This is a genomic window from Maribacter cobaltidurans (assembly GCF_002269385.1).
Taxonomy (GTDB): Bacteria; Bacteroidota; Bacteroidia; order Flavobacteriales; family Flavobacteriaceae; genus Maribacter; species Maribacter cobaltidurans.
Genome location: NZ_CP022957.1, coordinates 3,370,984 through 3,386,954, shown reverse-complemented (window position 1 = coordinate 3,386,954; position 15,971 = coordinate 3,370,984). Strand labels below are relative to the sequence as shown.

Annotated in this window: 17 protein-coding genes; 5 read left to right on the top strand and 12 right to left on the bottom strand. The window is 38.9% G+C overall.

All coding sequences use genetic code 11. The features are described 5' to 3' along the window. Nucleotides 1-5: 5 nt before the first annotated feature. The 7 genes from pdxH to rpsA all read right to left on the bottom strand — a co-directional run bounded on the left by pdxH (nt 6) and on the right by rpsA (nt 5,994). The gene (pdxH, locus tag CJ263_RS15040; protein ID WP_094998038.1) at nt 6-653 is read right to left on the bottom strand and encodes a pyridoxamine 5'-phosphate oxidase; all 648 of its coding nucleotides are present in this window, start codon (nt 651-653) and stop codon (nt 6-8) included. Between the two features lie 101 nt (nt 654-754). Next, the gene (locus tag CJ263_RS15035; protein WP_094998037.1) at nt 755-1,255 is read right to left on the bottom strand and encodes a hypothetical protein; all 501 of its coding nucleotides are present in this window, start codon (nt 1,253-1,255) and stop codon (nt 755-757) included. A gap of 51 nt (nt 1,256-1,306) precedes the next feature. Further along, nucleotides 1,307-2,215: a ribonuclease Z gene (locus CJ263_RS15030; protein WP_094998036.1), complete on the bottom strand. Its 909-nt coding sequence runs from the start codon at nt 2,213-2,215 to the stop codon at nt 1,307-1,309. After that, nucleotides 2,212-2,544, bottom strand: a complete 333-nt coding sequence (locus CJ263_RS15025) for a ribonuclease Z (protein WP_094998035.1) — start codon at nt 2,542-2,544, stop codon at nt 2,212-2,214. The genes CJ263_RS15030 and CJ263_RS15025 overlap by 4 nt, the downstream gene beginning before the upstream one ends. Nucleotides 2,545-2,549: 5 nt before the next feature. Next, nucleotides 2,550-3,479, bottom strand: a complete 930-nt coding sequence (locus CJ263_RS15020) for an aspartate carbamoyltransferase catalytic subunit (protein WP_094998034.1) — start codon at nt 3,477-3,479, stop codon at nt 2,550-2,552. 6 nt (nt 3,480-3,485) lie between these two features. Next, nucleotides 3,486-4,025, bottom strand: coding sequence for a bifunctional pyr operon transcriptional regulator/uracil phosphoribosyltransferase PyrR (pyrR, locus tag CJ263_RS15015; RefSeq protein ID WP_094998033.1), 540 nt, complete (start codon nt 4,023-4,025; stop codon nt 3,486-3,488). Nucleotides 4,026-4,152: 127 nt separating this feature from the next. Next, nucleotides 4,153-5,994 (bottom strand): 30S ribosomal protein S1, encoded by a 1,842-nt coding sequence (gene rpsA, locus CJ263_RS15010; RefSeq protein ID WP_094998032.1) that lies wholly within the window; start codon nt 5,992-5,994, stop codon nt 4,153-4,155. Nucleotides 5,995-6,261: 267 nt separating this feature from the next. Here rpsA and CJ263_RS15005 point away from each other — a divergent pair, with 267 nt between their 5' ends. After that, nucleotides 6,262-6,642 (top strand): LysM peptidoglycan-binding domain-containing protein, encoded by a 381-nt coding sequence (locus CJ263_RS15005; protein WP_094998031.1) that lies wholly within the window; start codon nt 6,262-6,264, stop codon nt 6,640-6,642. A 47-nt stretch (nt 6,643-6,689) separates the two neighbouring features. Here the strand turns inward: CJ263_RS15005 and cmk are convergent, their stop codons facing one another. The 3 genes from cmk to CJ263_RS14990 form a co-directional block, all read right to left on the bottom strand. Next, nucleotides 6,690-7,385 (bottom strand): (d)CMP kinase, encoded by a 696-nt coding sequence (cmk, locus tag CJ263_RS15000; protein WP_094998030.1) that lies wholly within the window; start codon nt 7,383-7,385, stop codon nt 6,690-6,692. 24 nt (nt 7,386-7,409) lie between these two features. Beyond that, nucleotides 7,410-9,860: an endopeptidase La gene (lon, locus tag CJ263_RS14995; RefSeq protein ID WP_094998029.1), complete on the bottom strand. Its 2,451-nt coding sequence runs from the start codon at nt 9,858-9,860 to the stop codon at nt 7,410-7,412. Nucleotides 9,861-10,069: 209 nt separating this feature from the next. Then, complete coding sequence (locus tag CJ263_RS14990) at nt 10,070-10,642, bottom strand: sugar O-acetyltransferase (RefSeq protein WP_094999268.1); 573 nt, start codon at nt 10,640-10,642, stop codon at nt 10,070-10,072. A 116-nt stretch (nt 10,643-10,758) separates the two neighbouring features. Between CJ263_RS14990 and CJ263_RS14985 the strand changes: the two genes are divergently transcribed. Genes CJ263_RS14985 through CJ263_RS14970 form a run of 4 tightly spaced genes read left to right on the top strand, consistent with a single transcriptional unit; the run spans nt 10,759 to nt 13,723 of the window. After that, on the top strand, nt 10,759-11,313 hold the full coding sequence (locus CJ263_RS14985; RefSeq protein WP_094998028.1) for an RNA polymerase sigma factor: 555 nt from the start codon (nt 10,759-10,761) through the stop codon (nt 11,311-11,313). Then, a complete protein-coding gene (locus CJ263_RS14980; RefSeq protein ID WP_094998027.1) occupies nt 11,313-11,876 on the top strand; it encodes a hypothetical protein in 564 nt (187 codons plus the stop codon). Before CJ263_RS14985 ends, CJ263_RS14980 begins: the two co-directional genes overlap by 1 nt. Continuing rightward, nucleotides 11,857-12,951 carry a DUF4097 family beta strand repeat-containing protein gene (locus CJ263_RS14975; protein WP_094998026.1) on the top strand — a complete coding sequence of 365 codons (1,095 nt, stop codon included), beginning with the start codon at nt 11,857-11,859 and terminating at the stop codon, nt 12,949-12,951. The genes CJ263_RS14980 and CJ263_RS14975 overlap by 20 nt, the downstream gene beginning before the upstream one ends. A 46-nt stretch (nt 12,952-12,997) precedes the next feature. Next, the gene (locus CJ263_RS14970; protein ID WP_094998025.1) at nt 12,998-13,723 is read left to right on the top strand and encodes a head GIN domain-containing protein; all 726 of its coding nucleotides are present in this window, start codon (nt 12,998-13,000) and stop codon (nt 13,721-13,723) included. Nucleotides 13,724-13,763: 40 nt separating this feature from the next. Here the strand turns inward: CJ263_RS14970 and CJ263_RS14965 are convergent, their stop codons facing one another. Both CJ263_RS14965 and CJ263_RS14960 read right to left on the bottom strand, forming a co-directional pair. Then, entirely contained in the window at nt 13,764-15,095 is a 1,332-nt protein-coding gene (locus CJ263_RS14965) for an MFS transporter (RefSeq protein WP_094998024.1), read from the bottom strand. A gap of 58 nt (nt 15,096-15,153) precedes the next feature. Next, nucleotides 15,154-15,963 (bottom strand): M48 family metallopeptidase, encoded by an 810-nt coding sequence (locus CJ263_RS14960; RefSeq protein ID WP_094998023.1) that lies wholly within the window; start codon nt 15,961-15,963, stop codon nt 15,154-15,156. Between the last annotated feature and the right edge of the window lie 8 nt (nt 15,964-15,971).

Below are 15,971 nucleotides of genomic sequence, written 5' to 3'. Positions count from 1 at the left end.
AATAATTAAGGGGCCAATCGCTCCATTTTCCAATTCCAATCCTCTTGCAAAGTATACCTGATTCTATCATGTAACCTATTTGGCCTACCTTGCCAAAACTCTATGGATAATGGCTTTACCAAATACCCGCCCCAATAATCCGGCCGTGGCACTTCTTTGTTTTCATATTTTTTCTCTAATTGTGAAAGCTCTTTTTCCAATACCGTTCTTGAAGAAATAACATTACTTTGATTGGAAACCAATGCCCCTAACTGACTGCCTTTAGGGCGAGATTCAAAATAACCGTCGGAAAGATTGTTGGCAAGCTTTTCCGCCTTGCCCTTAATGATGACCTGCCTCTCCATGTTGGGCCAAAAAAAGGATATACACATGTTAGGGTTGCTTGCAATGGCCTTTCCTTTCTCACTGGTATAATTTGTATAAAAAATAAAACCTTCGTGAGTAAATTTTTTCAGCAACACTACCCTGTTTTTGGGAAATCCGTCCAAACCTATTGTAGACACGGTCATCGCATTAGGTTCATCCACACCATCCGATTCTTCTACTTCATGGAACCACGTTTTAAATAGCTGCATGGGATTATCGGAGATACTGTCCTCCATTAAGGCACTTTTCTCGTAAGATTTCCTGTAATTACCTAGGTCTTTCTGCATATTCTAATCTAAAAAAACAAGATACTCAAAGATCAATAAAAATAACAAGACCCCAAAAGCTTTAATCACCTTTGGGGTCTTATTAAACAATTAATTTTAACCTATTCAACCCTTTTAAAACTCATTTGGGTCTGTACTGGTGCATCGGCAGGATATGAAATATAATACAAAGTCAATGTTTCGTTCTTTATAGTAAACCGATTCCCATAGGCCTCTCCATTTAATGGGATGGTCTCAGGCTTCGGCTTAAATCCTTTTTCCCAAGAAGTATTTTCAAAAACCCTCATGAAAACACTATCGTTGTTAACTTCAAAAGTTCCTTTATTCTCGGATTGCCCCATTAGTTCATTTGGGTTCTCATCCTTAAAACCATAGTAATTCACTTTATAGGTGTAGGTTCCGTCCAACTCGAAGGTATGCAAAGTCTCCACATCGAAATACCGATAATCCTCCCGTATACCGCCACTAGGTATTTCATCTATATGGTTCCAAGTACCGATGATAGCATTACCTCTTAACTCCGAGGTTATTCCATCTTCTTTTTCACAAGAAATCGATGTGAACAATAGAAATATAAAAGTCAATAAAATGGTATTCTTCATGTCAATATTTATAAGAAGATATTGCTATTAACCTTTGGTTGCGTGCTTGTTTTAAATAAACTCGAAAGATTTGCCATCATCTGCCAATTCCACCTGATCAAAAACTTGGCTAGCCTCTTCCTTAAATAATTGGATAGAAGGATATCGGGTAGAATAATGTCCCAAAATCAATTTATTTACCGAGGCTTCCTTTGCAATTATTGCAGCCTGTATTGCGGTGGAGTGTTTGGTCTTTTTCGCCAAATGAGTTTCGGATTCCAAAAAGGTAGCCTCATGGTATAAACAATCCACTTGTTTGATAATTGGTACAATTTCAGGTTTATAGGCGGTATCACTGCAAAAGGCATATGAAGTGGGTTTTGGTGGATCAAAAGTCAACGCCTTATTGGGAATTATTTCACCTATTTCCGTGACGATATCCCTTCCCCTTTTAATATTATTATAATACGCCTTGTCAATTTCATAATACCTAACCGCCTCTATGTTCAACTTTCTTTCACCCAACTTTTCCTTGAATAAAAATCCATTGGTATATATCCTATGATCCAAGGGTATCGTGTGTACCGTAATTTTATCATCTTCATAAACAAGTTCACTTTCCCCTGAACTTAATTCATGGAATCGGAGTGGGTAATTCGTCCATGAATCTCCAAGTTTTAGCAACATGGTTATGGCCTCTTTTATTCCTTTTGGGCCATAAATGTTGAGTTCCTTTTCTCTTCCCAGTAAACGAAATGTTGAAACCAATCCCGGAAGCCCAAAGAAGTGATCTCCGTGAAGATGGGAAATAAATATGTGGTTGATCCTGGAAAACTTGATTTTGTGCTTACGAAGCTGAACTTGGGTACCCTCGCCACAATCTATCAAAAACATATGGTTTTTAACTTCCAAAACCTGTGAAGTAGGATTGGTCAAGGTCCTTGGAGTGGCCGCATAACAACCAAGAATGGTCAATTTCACAGGTCAAGGTCTCTTTCGATTTCCTCCATTTCAATGATATCCTTGGCTTCCTGAAGTGTTGGAGCCACAATTATTTCATCGGGAACCTCATCATAAGTCACCTTATCCGTAACTATAACAAAAGATTTCCCTGATTTCCTATGGAGGTTTGAAATGTCCAAAAACTCAAGTACATCGCCTGAAGTTAACTTGTCAAATGTGAATAAGTTTATGATGAGGTTATCATTTTTAACCTCTTGATAACGTTCATCCAAATTTTTTAAAAAGATGGACAGCGATTTCTTTTCCTGATCAATTATGGTCGTAGTTCCGTCCTTATCAAAAATCATACATCTTATTTTTTAATTTTTGAAGCTAACAAATAAATTACCGCCATACGAATGGCAACACCATTTTCTACCTGGTTAAGAATGATGGATTGTTTGGAATCTGCCACATCACTGGTAATTTCCACCCCCCTATTTATAGGTCCTGGATGCATTATTACGATTTCCTTGTCCAAACTATCCAATAATTTTTTATTTACACCAAATTGTTGGGTGTACTCCCTTGTCGTTGGGAAATAACTGATATCCAACCGTTCATTCTGAATGCGAAGCATGTTGGCCACATCACACCATTCCAAAGCCTTTCTTAAATTCATCTCCACACCAACCCCCAATGAATCTATGTATTTGGGTATCAGAGTCTTTGGACCACACACTTTAACATTTGCCCCCTGTAATTTTAAAGCAAAAATATTGGATAGGGCTACCCTTGAATGCAATATATCGCCAACGATGACCACGTTTTTTCCAGTGACATCTCCTAATCTTTCCCGAATGGAAAAAGAATCCAGCAGAGCTTGTGTAGGGTGTTCATGGGCTCCATCACCGGCATTGATTATGGATGCATTTACATGTTTGGAAAGAAAAATTCCGGCACCTGGATTGGGATGTCTCATGACCACCATATCCACTTTCATGGATAAGATGTTGTTCACAGTATCAATAAGAGTTTCCCCCTTTTTAACAGATGATTGGCTTGCCGAAAAGTTCAGTACATCCGCAGAAAGTCTTTTTTCTGCGAGTTCAAAGGACAACTTGGTGCGTGTACTATTTTCAAAAAATATATTGGCAATAGTAATGTCCCTGAGTGAAGGCACCTTTTTTATGGACCTATTGATGACCTCTTTAAAATGATCTGCTGTTTCAAAAATGAGCTGAATATCCGACTCGTTCAAATATTTAATCCCTAGCAAGTGATTTACACTCAGTTCGCTCATTTTCTATTACCTGTTTATCAAATAAATTATATCCTCACCTTCGTTCTCCTCCCACATCACCTTTACCTTTTCATTATTTATGGCATCCACCTGTCTTCCCCTATAATTGGGCTGTATGGGCAAATGTCTACTAAAGCGCCTATCGATCAAGGTCAACAACTCAACCTCCTTTGGTCTACCAAAGGACTGTAAAGCCGTCAATGCCGCATTAATGCTTCTGCCAGTATACAGAACATCGTCTATCAGTACCACTTTTTTGTCCTCGACCAAAAAATTGATCTTGGTCTTGGTCGCTTCCAAGGTCTTCTCGCCTCTTCTAAAATCGTCCCTGTAAAAAGTTATATCCAAAAACCCTAAGTCTATGTGCTTGACCTTGTACTCCTCCAATAAAATTTTGGTAAGCCTTTGAGCTACGAATATTCCTCTTGGCTGTATCCCAATAAGTACGGTATCCTTAAAATCCACATGATTTTCAAGCAGTTGACAAGCCAAACGATGAAGGATGATATTAATTTCCTTAGAAGAGAGTAAGACTTTTTGACTCATAGTTCGTCATACATGCTTTAAGCTTCACAAAAATAGGGAATTCTACCTAATTATCTTTGCAAGATTTTAGAAACAGAAAAGCCCGGTAAATTACCGGGCTTTATAAAATATTTACGATGTAAATGGATTACTTCTTCTTAGAATCAGCTTCCATTTTATCTTTCAACGCCTGTAAAGCATCGTTAGCATCACCCAAAGTTGGTTTTGCCTCGTCAGCAGCTGCAGCCTGTCTTTTAGCTGCCGCTTTTACATTGCGTTGTTCCTCTTCCCTAAAGATAGCGGTGTGGCTAGCTACAACACGCTTGAAGTCTTTATTGAACTCAATAATCTTGAATTCCGCTTCATCGCCTTTTCCTAGTTTTTTGCCATCTTCCTTCTCCAAGTGACGCTGTGGAATGAATGCAGTTATATCCTCGTTAAAGTCTATGGTTGCACCTTTATCCACCACATCAGTAATAGTAGCTTTATGTACAGTACCTACTGCAAACTCATCCTCATATTTATCCCAGGGGTTTTCAGTAGTCTGTTTGTGTCCTAAGCTAAGCTTACGTCCTTCAACGTCCAACTCCAACACCTCAACCTCTAAAGTATCACCTACATTGGTGAACTCAGATGGATGCTTAATTTTCTTGGTCCAAGAAAGATCAGAGATGTAGATCAAACCATCTATACCTTCTTCCAACTCTACAAAAACACCAAAGTTTGTGAAGTTACGTACGATACCTTTATGTCTTGAACCTACAGGATATTTAGAAGTAATATCAGTCCATGGGTCTGGTGTCAATTGCTTGATACCAAGGGACATCTTACGATCTTCCCTATCCAAGGTCAACACGACTGCCTCAACCTCATCCCCTACTTTTACGAAATCCTGAGCGGAACGCAAGTGTGTAGACCATGACATTTCGGAAACGTGGATAAGACCTTCAACACCTTCAACAACTTCAATAAATGCACCGTAGTCTGCAATAACAACTACTTTACCTTTAACCTTGTCGCCTACTTTAATTTCATCGCTTAGCGCTTCCCAAGGATGTTTTTCCAATTGCTTAAGACCTAATTGAATTCTGGATTTGTTTTCATCAAAATCTAGAATTACAACGTTCAATTTCTGATCAAGTTCAACAACCTCGTTCGGGTGGTTGATTCTGCTCCAAGAAAGATCGGTGATATGTACAAGACCATCAACACCACCAAGATCGATAAAGACACCGTATGAAGTGATGTTTTTAACAACACCTTCCAATACTTGTCCTTTTTCCAACTGGCTGATAATCTCTTTTTTCTGCTCTTCGATATCTGCTTCGATCAGAGCTTTATGCGAAACAACAACGTTCTTGAACTCATGGTTGATCTTAACCACCTTGAATTCCATTGTTTTGTTTACATATTGATCGTAGTCCCTAATAGGTTTAACGTCTATTTGAGAACCTGGCAAGAATGCCTCAATTCCAAATACGTCAACAATCATACCTCCTTTGGTTCTGCACTTAACATAACCGGATACAATTTCCTCGTTGTCATGGGCAGCGTTAACCCTGTCCCAGGCCATAATAGTACGCGCCTTTCTATGGGACAATACCAACTGACCACTTTTATCCTCACGGATATCGATCAATACCTCTACCTTGTCACCAACCTTTAAATCTGGATTGTAACGAAATTCATTCAAGGAAATTACACCTTCAGACTTAGCGTTAATATCAATGATTGCCTCTCTATCGGTCAAATAAACTACCGTTCCTTCAACTACTTCCTCATCGGCAGTATCCACGAAATTTTCGGCAACTAATTCTTCGAATTCCTTAAGCTTGGAATCATCTACTCTTTCGATTCCTTGCTCGTATTTTTCCCAATTAAAATTTTCTAAAAACTCTTGTGGGTCCTGCTTAGGGGTTTCCTGTGCAGTCTCTTGTGTAGTAGCTTCCGTAGTTTCTTCTACTTCCGCAGTTGTTTTTTCTTCAGCCATTTGCTGATTTAAAATTTGTATCTCATAATCCAATCAAGAATTAAGCAATGATTATGAAAGTTATTATTTATTCGTTTTTAGCACCCTGTTTCCTCTTGATATACTTGCCGAAAAAAGGAGTGCAAAAATAATACTAAATTAATTAATACACAAGAAGTTGTATTGCTATTGGACCACACATTATTCTATTTTAATTTTTTCAATAGGTTTTAGTCAAATATTAGTACCTTACACGCTCAATATATTAACCATTAAATCGAGTAAATTATGAGCGTTAAAGCGAAATATCAGCCAGTTCTAGACCTTGGGGAACAACTTGGAATTAAAGATGGAAATGTTTCTGTTGAAGGGGACATTCTTAAAGTTAAAGGAATGGCAAAAACTCAATATGAGAAAAACATTATTTGGGACAAAATAAAAGAAATTGGAGGGGAGCACCCATCCGATATAAAGGCTAATATTACTGTAGAAGACGAATCTGTCTACCATAGACATATTGTGAAAAGTGGCGAGTCTTTAAGTAAAATTGCCAAACATTATTATGGAGATCCTATGAAATACAAACAAATTTTTTCTGCCAATACGAACATACTTAGCAATCCCGATGTAATTCATCCAGAACAAGTATTGGTCATTCCAAATTTGTAAGAATTAAATTTTATGAAAAAACCCGTCATTTTCAGTGACGGGTTTTTTTATTGATGTTTTTCAATGACCCGAAGGGCATGTTCATAAATCCGCTCAAATTGTTGGACCAATCCCATATCACTATTATCAAACTCTATGGCGCCTTCGGCCTTCTTTAGAGGGGAATTTTTTCGATGGGAGTCTATATAGTCCCTTTTTTGGACATTTTCGAGGATATCGTCATAGACAACGTCCTCCCCTTTGTCAAGTAATTCCTTATAACGTCTTACCGCTCTTTTTTCCGGGCTTGCGGTCATGAATATTTTAAGTTCGGCATCAGGAAATACCACGGTTCCAATATCCCTACCATCCATTACCACACCCTTGCTCTTTCCCATATCCTGTTGTAAGGAAACTAATTGCGTCCTCACCTCCTTGATTTCGGCAATTTGACTTACATTTTTGGAAACCTCCAAGGTTCTTATTTGTCTTTCTACGTTTTCATCGTTCAAAAACATTTCGGCAAAACCTAGTTTCGGATTGAAAACAAATTTTAATTGGATTTTGTCCAAATGCTTTGTGAGGCCAACTTTATTTATATCGCCATTAACTATAAACCCATTTTGCATGGCATATAGAGTTACCGCCCTATACATGGCCCCTGTATCCACATAGACATATCCAAGCTTTTCGGCCAATTGCTTTGCCAAGGTACTTTTTCCCGTGGAAGAAAAACCATCAATGGCAATAGTGATTTTATTCATGTTATAAAGATAACTGAAAACCTTTTATAATTTCTTTGCCCCTTTCACATTTTGGTTCGTTAATGCTATATCTATAACCTCCGACATTTCGGTAACGTAATGAAACGTTAAACCTTTTAGATAGGATTCCTTAATTTCTTTGATGTCCCGCTCATTTTCTGCACAAAGAATAATCTCCTTAATGCGCGCCCTTTTGGCCGCAAGTATTTTTTCTTTGATTCCACCTACCGGTAACACCTTGCCTCTCAAGGTAATTTCACCGGTCATGGCCAAACTTTTCTTTATTCGCTTTTGGGTGAATAAGGATACCAAGGATGTCAACATCGTAATTCCGGCACTTGGCCCGTCCTTTGGAGTTGCACCTTCCGGCACATGAATATGAACGTTATATTTCTCAAATACAGAGGGGTCAATCCCAAATCTATCTGCATTGGATTTGATATACTCCATAGCAATCGTGGCAGACTCTTTCATTACTTTGCCCAAGTTCCCAGTAATACTCAAATTGCCTTTACCTTTTGACAAAATAGATTCTATGAATAAAATGTCACCCCCAACACTGGTCCAAGCCAATCCTGTAACTACACCGGCCACTTCGTTGTTCTCATATTTGGTACGCTCCATTTTTGGCGAGCCCAAAACCTTCTCAATATCCGCATTGGTGACCTTAACATCATATTCTTCATCCGTGGCGATTGACTTTGCAGCGTAGCGGACCATTTTAGCAATTTGTTTCTCCAAAGATCGCACACCAGATTCCCTAGTGTATCCTTCAACAATTTTCTCTAACTGGGGTTTTCCTATTTTCAAGTGGCTCGAGTCCAATCCGTGTTCCTCCAACTGCTTGGGCAACAAATGCCTTTTTGCTATTTCCACCTTTTCCTCTATGGTATATCCGCTTACGTTGATAATTTCCATTCTGTCCCTTAAGGCAGGCTGGATATTTCCCAAGTTATTAGCAGTCGCCACAAACATCACTTTGGATAGGTCATACCCCATTTCCAAGAAATTATCATAGAAATCGTTGTTTTGTTCCGGATCCAAAACCTCCAGCATTGCCGAGGAGGGGTCGCCTTGATGGCTATTGGACAGCTTGTCAATTTCATCCAAAATAAAGACTGGATTGGAAGTCCCGGCCTTTTTAAGGTTTTGAACAATCCTACCCGGCATAGCCCCTATATACGTTTTCCTATGCCCGCGAATTTCGGCCTCGTCACGTAGACCTCCCAAGGACATACGCACATATTGTCTACCCAAGGCTTCCGCAATGGATTTACCCAAAGAGGTTTTACCTACACCCGGGGGACCATAGAGACAAAGAATAGGTGACTTCATATCATTTCGAAGTTTTAGAACTGCCAAATATTCTATAATCCTTCTCTTTACATCCTCTAATCCGTAGTGATCTCTATCCAGAATTCGCTCAGCACGTTTTAAATCGAACTTATCCTTGGAATACTTGTTCCATGGTAAATCCAACAGAAGGTCCAGATAATTTCTTTGAATGGAATATTCTGCCACCTGCGGATTCATACGTTGCATCTTGGCAAGTTCCTTTTCAAAATGCTCCTTGACCTTTTTACTCCATTTTTTCTTCTTTCCACGCATACGCATTTCCTCCAATTCCTCATCATAGGAAACACCACCAAGTTCCTCTTGTATGGTCTTCATTTGCTGGTGAAGAAAATATTCACGCTGCTGTTGGTCCAGATCACTACGTACCTTGGATTGTATATCGTTCTTCAACTCCAATTTTTGGAGTTCTATATTCATATATTTAAGGGTGGCCAACGCCCTATCCTGCAAACTTCCTATCTCGAGAAGGTCTTGCTTTTCCTTTACTCCTAAATTAAGGTTTGAGGACACGAAATTTATCAAAAACGAATCGCTCTGAATATTTTTAATCGCAAATGAAGCTTCACTGGGTATGTTGGGATTATCCTTGATAATTCTCAAGGCCAAATCCTTAATCGATTCTATAATCGCAATAAATTCCTTATTGCTCCTATCTGGCCTAATTTCTTCCGTTTCGCGTACGGTAGCAGTTATATATGGCTTTTTGGTAAGTACCTCTGCTATTTCAAAGCGCTTTTTACCCTGGATTATGACCGTGGTATTGCCGTCTGGCATTTGCAAAACCCGTAGAATTCTAGCCACAGTTCCTAGTGTGTTGATATCCTTAATATCCGGATTTTCCGTTTCCTCATCCTTTTGGGATACCACACCAATAACTTTACTGCCATTATTGGCATCCTTTATCAATTGGATGGATTTATCCCTTCCCGCTGTAATAGGTATTACCACTCCAGGAAACAGGACGGTATTCCTAAGGGGTAAAATAGGCAGGGTTTCCGGCAACTGCTCACTATTCATTTGCTCTTCATCCTCGGCGGTAAGCAACGGAATTAACTCGGAATCCTGATCGATGCCCTGTAAAGACATATTGTCAAAATTTGAAAATTTAGAATCTCCCATACTCATATATCAGTCATTCTGTCATTAAATGGACAGTAATTTTTTTTCGTTAAAAATTTAAAAACCCTTGAAAGACCTTGCTTACAGGGTTTTTATCGCTTTTTAGTCTTTCTACACTTTACTTTATTCAATTCCTGTGCCATATGTGGCAAGAAGTAAACTGTACATGAAAATGGCCTTAAAAGCATTCAAATCTTTATTCCTAAACGTTATAATTCCCGTATGATTTTGCAGGGGTTACCAAAGGCAAGGGTGTTATCGGGGATATTCTTTGTCACTACGCTACCTGCACCAATGGTTACATTATCACCAATAGTTACTCCGGGACAAATGACGGAATTCCCTCCTATCCATGCTTTATTCCCAATTTTTACCGGCTTGCTTGATGTTAAATAGGATGCACCATCATTACGTTCAACAATCCTTTCAGATGCCTTTAAAGGGTGGGAAGCGGTATAAATTTGAACGTAGGGTCCTATGAGCACATTTTTTCCAATACTAATCTTATTGTTATCCAAAAAAGCACAGTTCATATTTACAAAAGTGCCATCCCCAATGGATAAATTATTACCGTAATCACAAAAAAATGGAGCTTCAATCCAAACACCTTTCCCTACGTATTGAAAAAGCTCAAATAGAATTTCCTGTTTTGCCTCTAAAAGGTGGGCATCAAGGTTGTTGTACTTTTTGAGAAGCTCTCTGGCAAAGAAGTATTGTTTTAACAACTCAGGATCTCGCGAGTCATAATCCTTTCCCTGTAACATTTTTTCCCTCTCGGTCATTTTGGTTATATTTTTTGGCCCTTCTTTACCTATAATTTCACTCAATTTATAAAATCTTTTTCTCCAAACTGTAACAATCGGTAAATTGACTCATCTTTATACAAACCAATCACTTTTTGAGCCAAAGTAAGGTACATATTGATGATTTATTACAATCGTGCAAGGAAGGTAAGCAAAGTGCACAAATGGAAGTTTACAATCGGTACTACAAAGCGATGTACAATACAGCTTTGCGAATTGTAAAACATAGTGCGGAAGCCGAAGACGTTATGCAGGAATCGTTTTTGAACGCGTTTACGAAACTGGATACTTTTAGAGGTGAGGTTACTTTTGGCGCATGGCTAAAAAGAATTGTAGTAAACAAAAGTATTTACCATTACAAAAAGCAACGTAAAAAAAATGAAGTTGCACTGGATGATTTAATGTACAAGGTCGAAGATAATGACGGAATTGCTTCGGATCATGTGTTTGCTGAACAAAAGGCTCAAAAAGTAATGGAAACCATGAAACGCTTAAAAGATAATTACAGAATTTCTTTGACCTTACATTTGATCGAAGGGTATGATTATGAAGAAATTAGTTCTATTATGGATATAAGCTATGCCAATTGTAGAACTACTATTTCCAGGGCGAAAGAAAGTCTTAGAAAACAATTATTAATTGAAAACTGATGGAAAAAGAAAATTTAGAAGATCTGTTCAAAAACCTTCAGGGCCAATTTGATACAGAGGAACCGGTAACAGGTCACCAAGAAAGGTTTTTTGCAAAACTTAATAGTAACAGCGACAAAACTGTTTCTTTAAGCAAAACGCATTTTAATTGGTGGAAACCTTTGTCCATTGCCGCATCTTTGGCGCTCTTGGTCGCATTGGTGTACGGGCAATTGGACTTAAACCCAAGTTTGGAAGAACAAGTGGCAGACATTTCACCTGAAGTAGCAAATACCCAATTTTACTTTGCCAGTTTAATCGAGCAGCAAGTGAAAGAATTGGAGGCAGAAGAAAGCCCCGAAACAAAAAAAATCATTTCCGACACCATGGACCAGCTTAAAAAACTGGAGCGAGATTATAAAATTTTAGAAAACGAATTGTTGGAAGGTGGCAATAGTAAACTAATCCTTAGTGCCATGATTACCAATTTTCAAACAAGGATCGACTTATTGAACGATGTCTTGAATCAAATCGAAACCATAAAGAATTTAAAAAAATACGATGATGAAAACTTTACTATTTAAATACAGCATACTATTATTTTTATTTTGCCCTATGATTATTTTAGCGGACAATGGGGGCAAACTAAATGGCAAGTATACCAAGGAAAAAACCATTAAAAAGGAGTTTAATGTAAATTCTGATGCCCTTTTGAAAGTGGACAACAGCTATGGTAATTTGAACATTACTTCATGGAACGAAAATAGGATAATGATCGAGGTCCATATTAAGACCAATGGCAACAACGAGGAAAAAGTACAGCAAAAACTGGATGAAATTTCAGTAAATTTTGATGCAAGCAGCTCTATTGTATCCGCAGAAACGGAATTTAACGACCACAAAAGTGGTTGGGGATGGAATTGGGGCAAGAACAACAATGTCAACATGCAAATCAACTATACTATCAAACTTCCCGTTAAAAACAGTGTAAACCTGGATAACGACTATGGATCCATCATTTTGGACCGTATTGACGGACATGCCAAAATAAGTTGCGACTATGGAAGGCTAGAAATTGGGGAACTGATGGGCAGAAACAACCAGTTGAACTTTGACTACACCTCAAACTCTACCATAGAATTTATGAACAGTGGTGAAATTAGGGCAGATTATTCCGGTTTCACTGTGGAAAAAGCAGGTGACCTTAAAGTAATTGCAGACTATACCAATGCCAGAATAGACCAGATGGATAATTTGGATTATAGCAGTGATTATGGAAAAATGGAAATTGGAAGTGTTAAAAATATAAATGGAAATGGCGACTATATTACCATAAAAATGGGAAGCGTTCATGGCAATGTAGATATTTCATCGGACTACGGATCAATAAGGATAGATGAACTGGCCGAGGATGCCGGAGACGTTGATATCAGAACAGATTATACTGGTGTCAAAATTGGATATAGTCCCAATTATCATTTCGACTTCAATATTACTACAAGCTACGCTGGAGTAAGTGGCAAGGATGATTTTGTAGTCAACATAAGTACTGAAAAATCTTCATCAAAACACTACGAAGGGTATTATGGAAGCCAAGGCAGCGGAAATATGGTTACCTTGAACAGTGATTACGGAGGTATAAGTTTTACTAAAAATTAATATCAATCAAAACCTGAACAGTGTTCAGCTTAAAATCAATTAAAAAATGAAAAAAATCACAACACTAGCCATCGTTTTGGCCATGACAGTTTCATGCTCCGCTCAATGGGGTAAAAGAATAAAAGGAAATGGAGATGAAGTAACTATCAACAGAACAACAGAGGACTATGATGCCATAGGGGTATCCGGTTGGTTCGATGTTATTCTTGTAGATGGAAACGAAGGAAAATTAACGTTAACAGGAGAATCCAACTTGTTGGAATACATAATTACGGAGGTGAGAAATGGAAAATTGGAAATCAAGACAGAAAGAGGTGTTAACCTAAAACCATCCTCTTGGAACAATGGTATTACTATAACCGTTCCCGTTGAAAGTGTAGATGCCATAGCACTGTCCGGTTCAGGGGATATTGTGGGCAAGACCACAATAAAAACGGATAAATTGGATACGGCCATGTCCGGTTCCGGGGACATTACCTTGGATGTGGACAGCGACTCCGTTAGTGCAAGTATGTCTGGATCCGGGGATATTACATTGAGCGGCAGCACGAAAGATTTTGATGCTACCATATCGGGTAGCGGAGATATAAAGGCGTTCGATTTGGAAGCAGACAATGTAGATGCCACCGTTTCCGGTTCAGCAGACATTAAAGTTACGGCCAACAAAATGCTAAAAGCAAGAGTATCCGGTTCTGGGGATATTTCCTACAAGGGCAATCCGGAAAAAGTGGACACCAAAAGCTCCGGTTCCGGTGACATTTCAAAATATTAAAATCAGAAAAACGAACAATCAACTACTGGAAGGCCCCTTATTAAAGGGGCTTTTTTAATGGCCTTACCCTAGTCAGCAGCAACATTCCCACTAGAAAGAAGATTCCCAAAAAAATTATGGCACTTCTCATGCTTCCGGTGAACTGGGCAATGAATCCATACAGAAATGTTCCAATGATTATTCCTATTTTTTCGGCAACATCATAGAAACTGAAAAACGAAGTGGTATCCTTGGTTTCGGGTATGAATTTGGAATACGTGGAACGCGATAAGGCTTGGATACCACCCATGACCAATCCTACACATCCGGCAGCGATATAAAAATCGGTCGGCGTAATCAAAAAATAGGCATAGATACAAATGACCACCCATAATGCATTTATCACTATGAGTGTTTTGATATTCCCGAAATTTTTGGAGGCCCAAGCTGTAACCGAAGCCCCAAAAATGGCTACGATTTGAATGACTAGGATACTAATGATTAAACCTGTAGTTCGTTCTGAATCCGAGCCCCATCCTATTTCTTCCTCGCCAAAATAAGTAGCAATGAGCATTACCGTCTGTACCGCCATACTATAAACGAAGAATGCGCCTAAATACCTTTTTAACCGGGTTTGGTTTCCTAACTGGTGCCAAACCATTTTTAGTTCATTAAATCCGTTCAAAATAACATTTGTTCGTACACCTTCCCTTTTGTTTCCCTTAGGGAGATAGTAAAAACTATATTGAGCAAAAACTATCCACCATATTCCAACGGACACGAATGAATATTTCATCGCCTTTATTTCAGCTACCCCATTAACATCCGTAGTAATACCAAATAGCTCAGGTTTCATTACCATGGCCAAATTCACCAATAACAGCAATACACTACCAATATACCCTAAAGAGAAACCTTTTGCGCTTACGGCATCTTGTTGCTCCGGATATGCCACATCTGGCAGATATGAGTTGTTGATGGCAAAACTTACCCAGAAACCCACAAGACCAAAAAAATAACATAGTAGCCCGAAATATATATTTTCAAGTGAAAACCAGTTTAAACCGATACAGGACAATCCTCCAAGATAGCAAAAGAACTGCATGAAGATTTTTTTGTTCCCTAGATAATCAGCTATTCCTGAAATTAATGGAGTGATAATGGCAATAAATACGAAAGCAAGGGATGTTGTATAACTAATAAGTGGGGCCCTTGCAATTTCTCCCCCAAAAACAGTCACTTTTTCAATTTCCGCCACCCTGAAAAGTGCCCCATAAAATATGGGGAAAACCGCGGACGAGATTACCAAGCTATAAACCGAATTGGCCCAATCATAGAACGCCCAAGCGTTCAATAGCTTTTTACTTCCCTTTAAAACCAATATTCTTGCCATCCAAAAAAATAAAAGCCGTTCGTTGGAACGGCCTCAATATACAATAAATTGTGATGATCTATTTAAAACTTGTCACCCCAAATTTGGCAGCTTCGGCCGCTGCTTCAGGTGCCCAAGCCGTTAAGTTGTTTATCCTAGTGTCATTGGACGGGTGTGTACTCATAAATTCTGGTGGTGCCTGCCCTCCACTTTGGGCCTTCATTCTTTTCCAAAGTTCAGCCGCTTCGTAAGGGTCATATCCAGCAATGGCCATTATCTGTAGCCCAATACGATCTGCTTCCGTCTCATGGCTTCGGCTAAAAGGTAACATAACCCCTAACTGGGAACCAACACCATAAGCTTGGTTAAACATATTTCTTTTTTCTGGGTCTTGAATGGCTATATTTCCAGCTACGGCGCCAATTTGTTGCAAAGTTCCTGCGCTCATCCTTTGTGCACCATGATCGGCCAAGGCATGGGCAACCTCGTGTCCCATTACTACAGCTACACCTGTTTCGCCTTGACAAATGGGAAGAATACCCGTATAGAATACAATTTTTCCACCTGGCATACACCAAGCGTTCACTGTTTCGTCCTTTACCAAATTGTACTCCCACTTGTAGTCATTTAAATAGCCAGGATATCCATTAGCAGCCAACCAACGTTCTGCAGCCGATGAGATTCTTTGCCCTACCCTAGTTATCATATGGGCTTCGGATGTTCCTTCAACAACCTTATTTTCTCCCAAAAATTGATCGTATTGGGCAAAGGCCATTGGAAAAATTTGACTATTTGGATAAAAATTCAATGTTTTTTGCCCGGTAAACGGGTTCACCTTACAAGCTGAAACCGCTAAAAAAAGGGTCAATATTAATACTATTCTTTTCATGGTTCTAG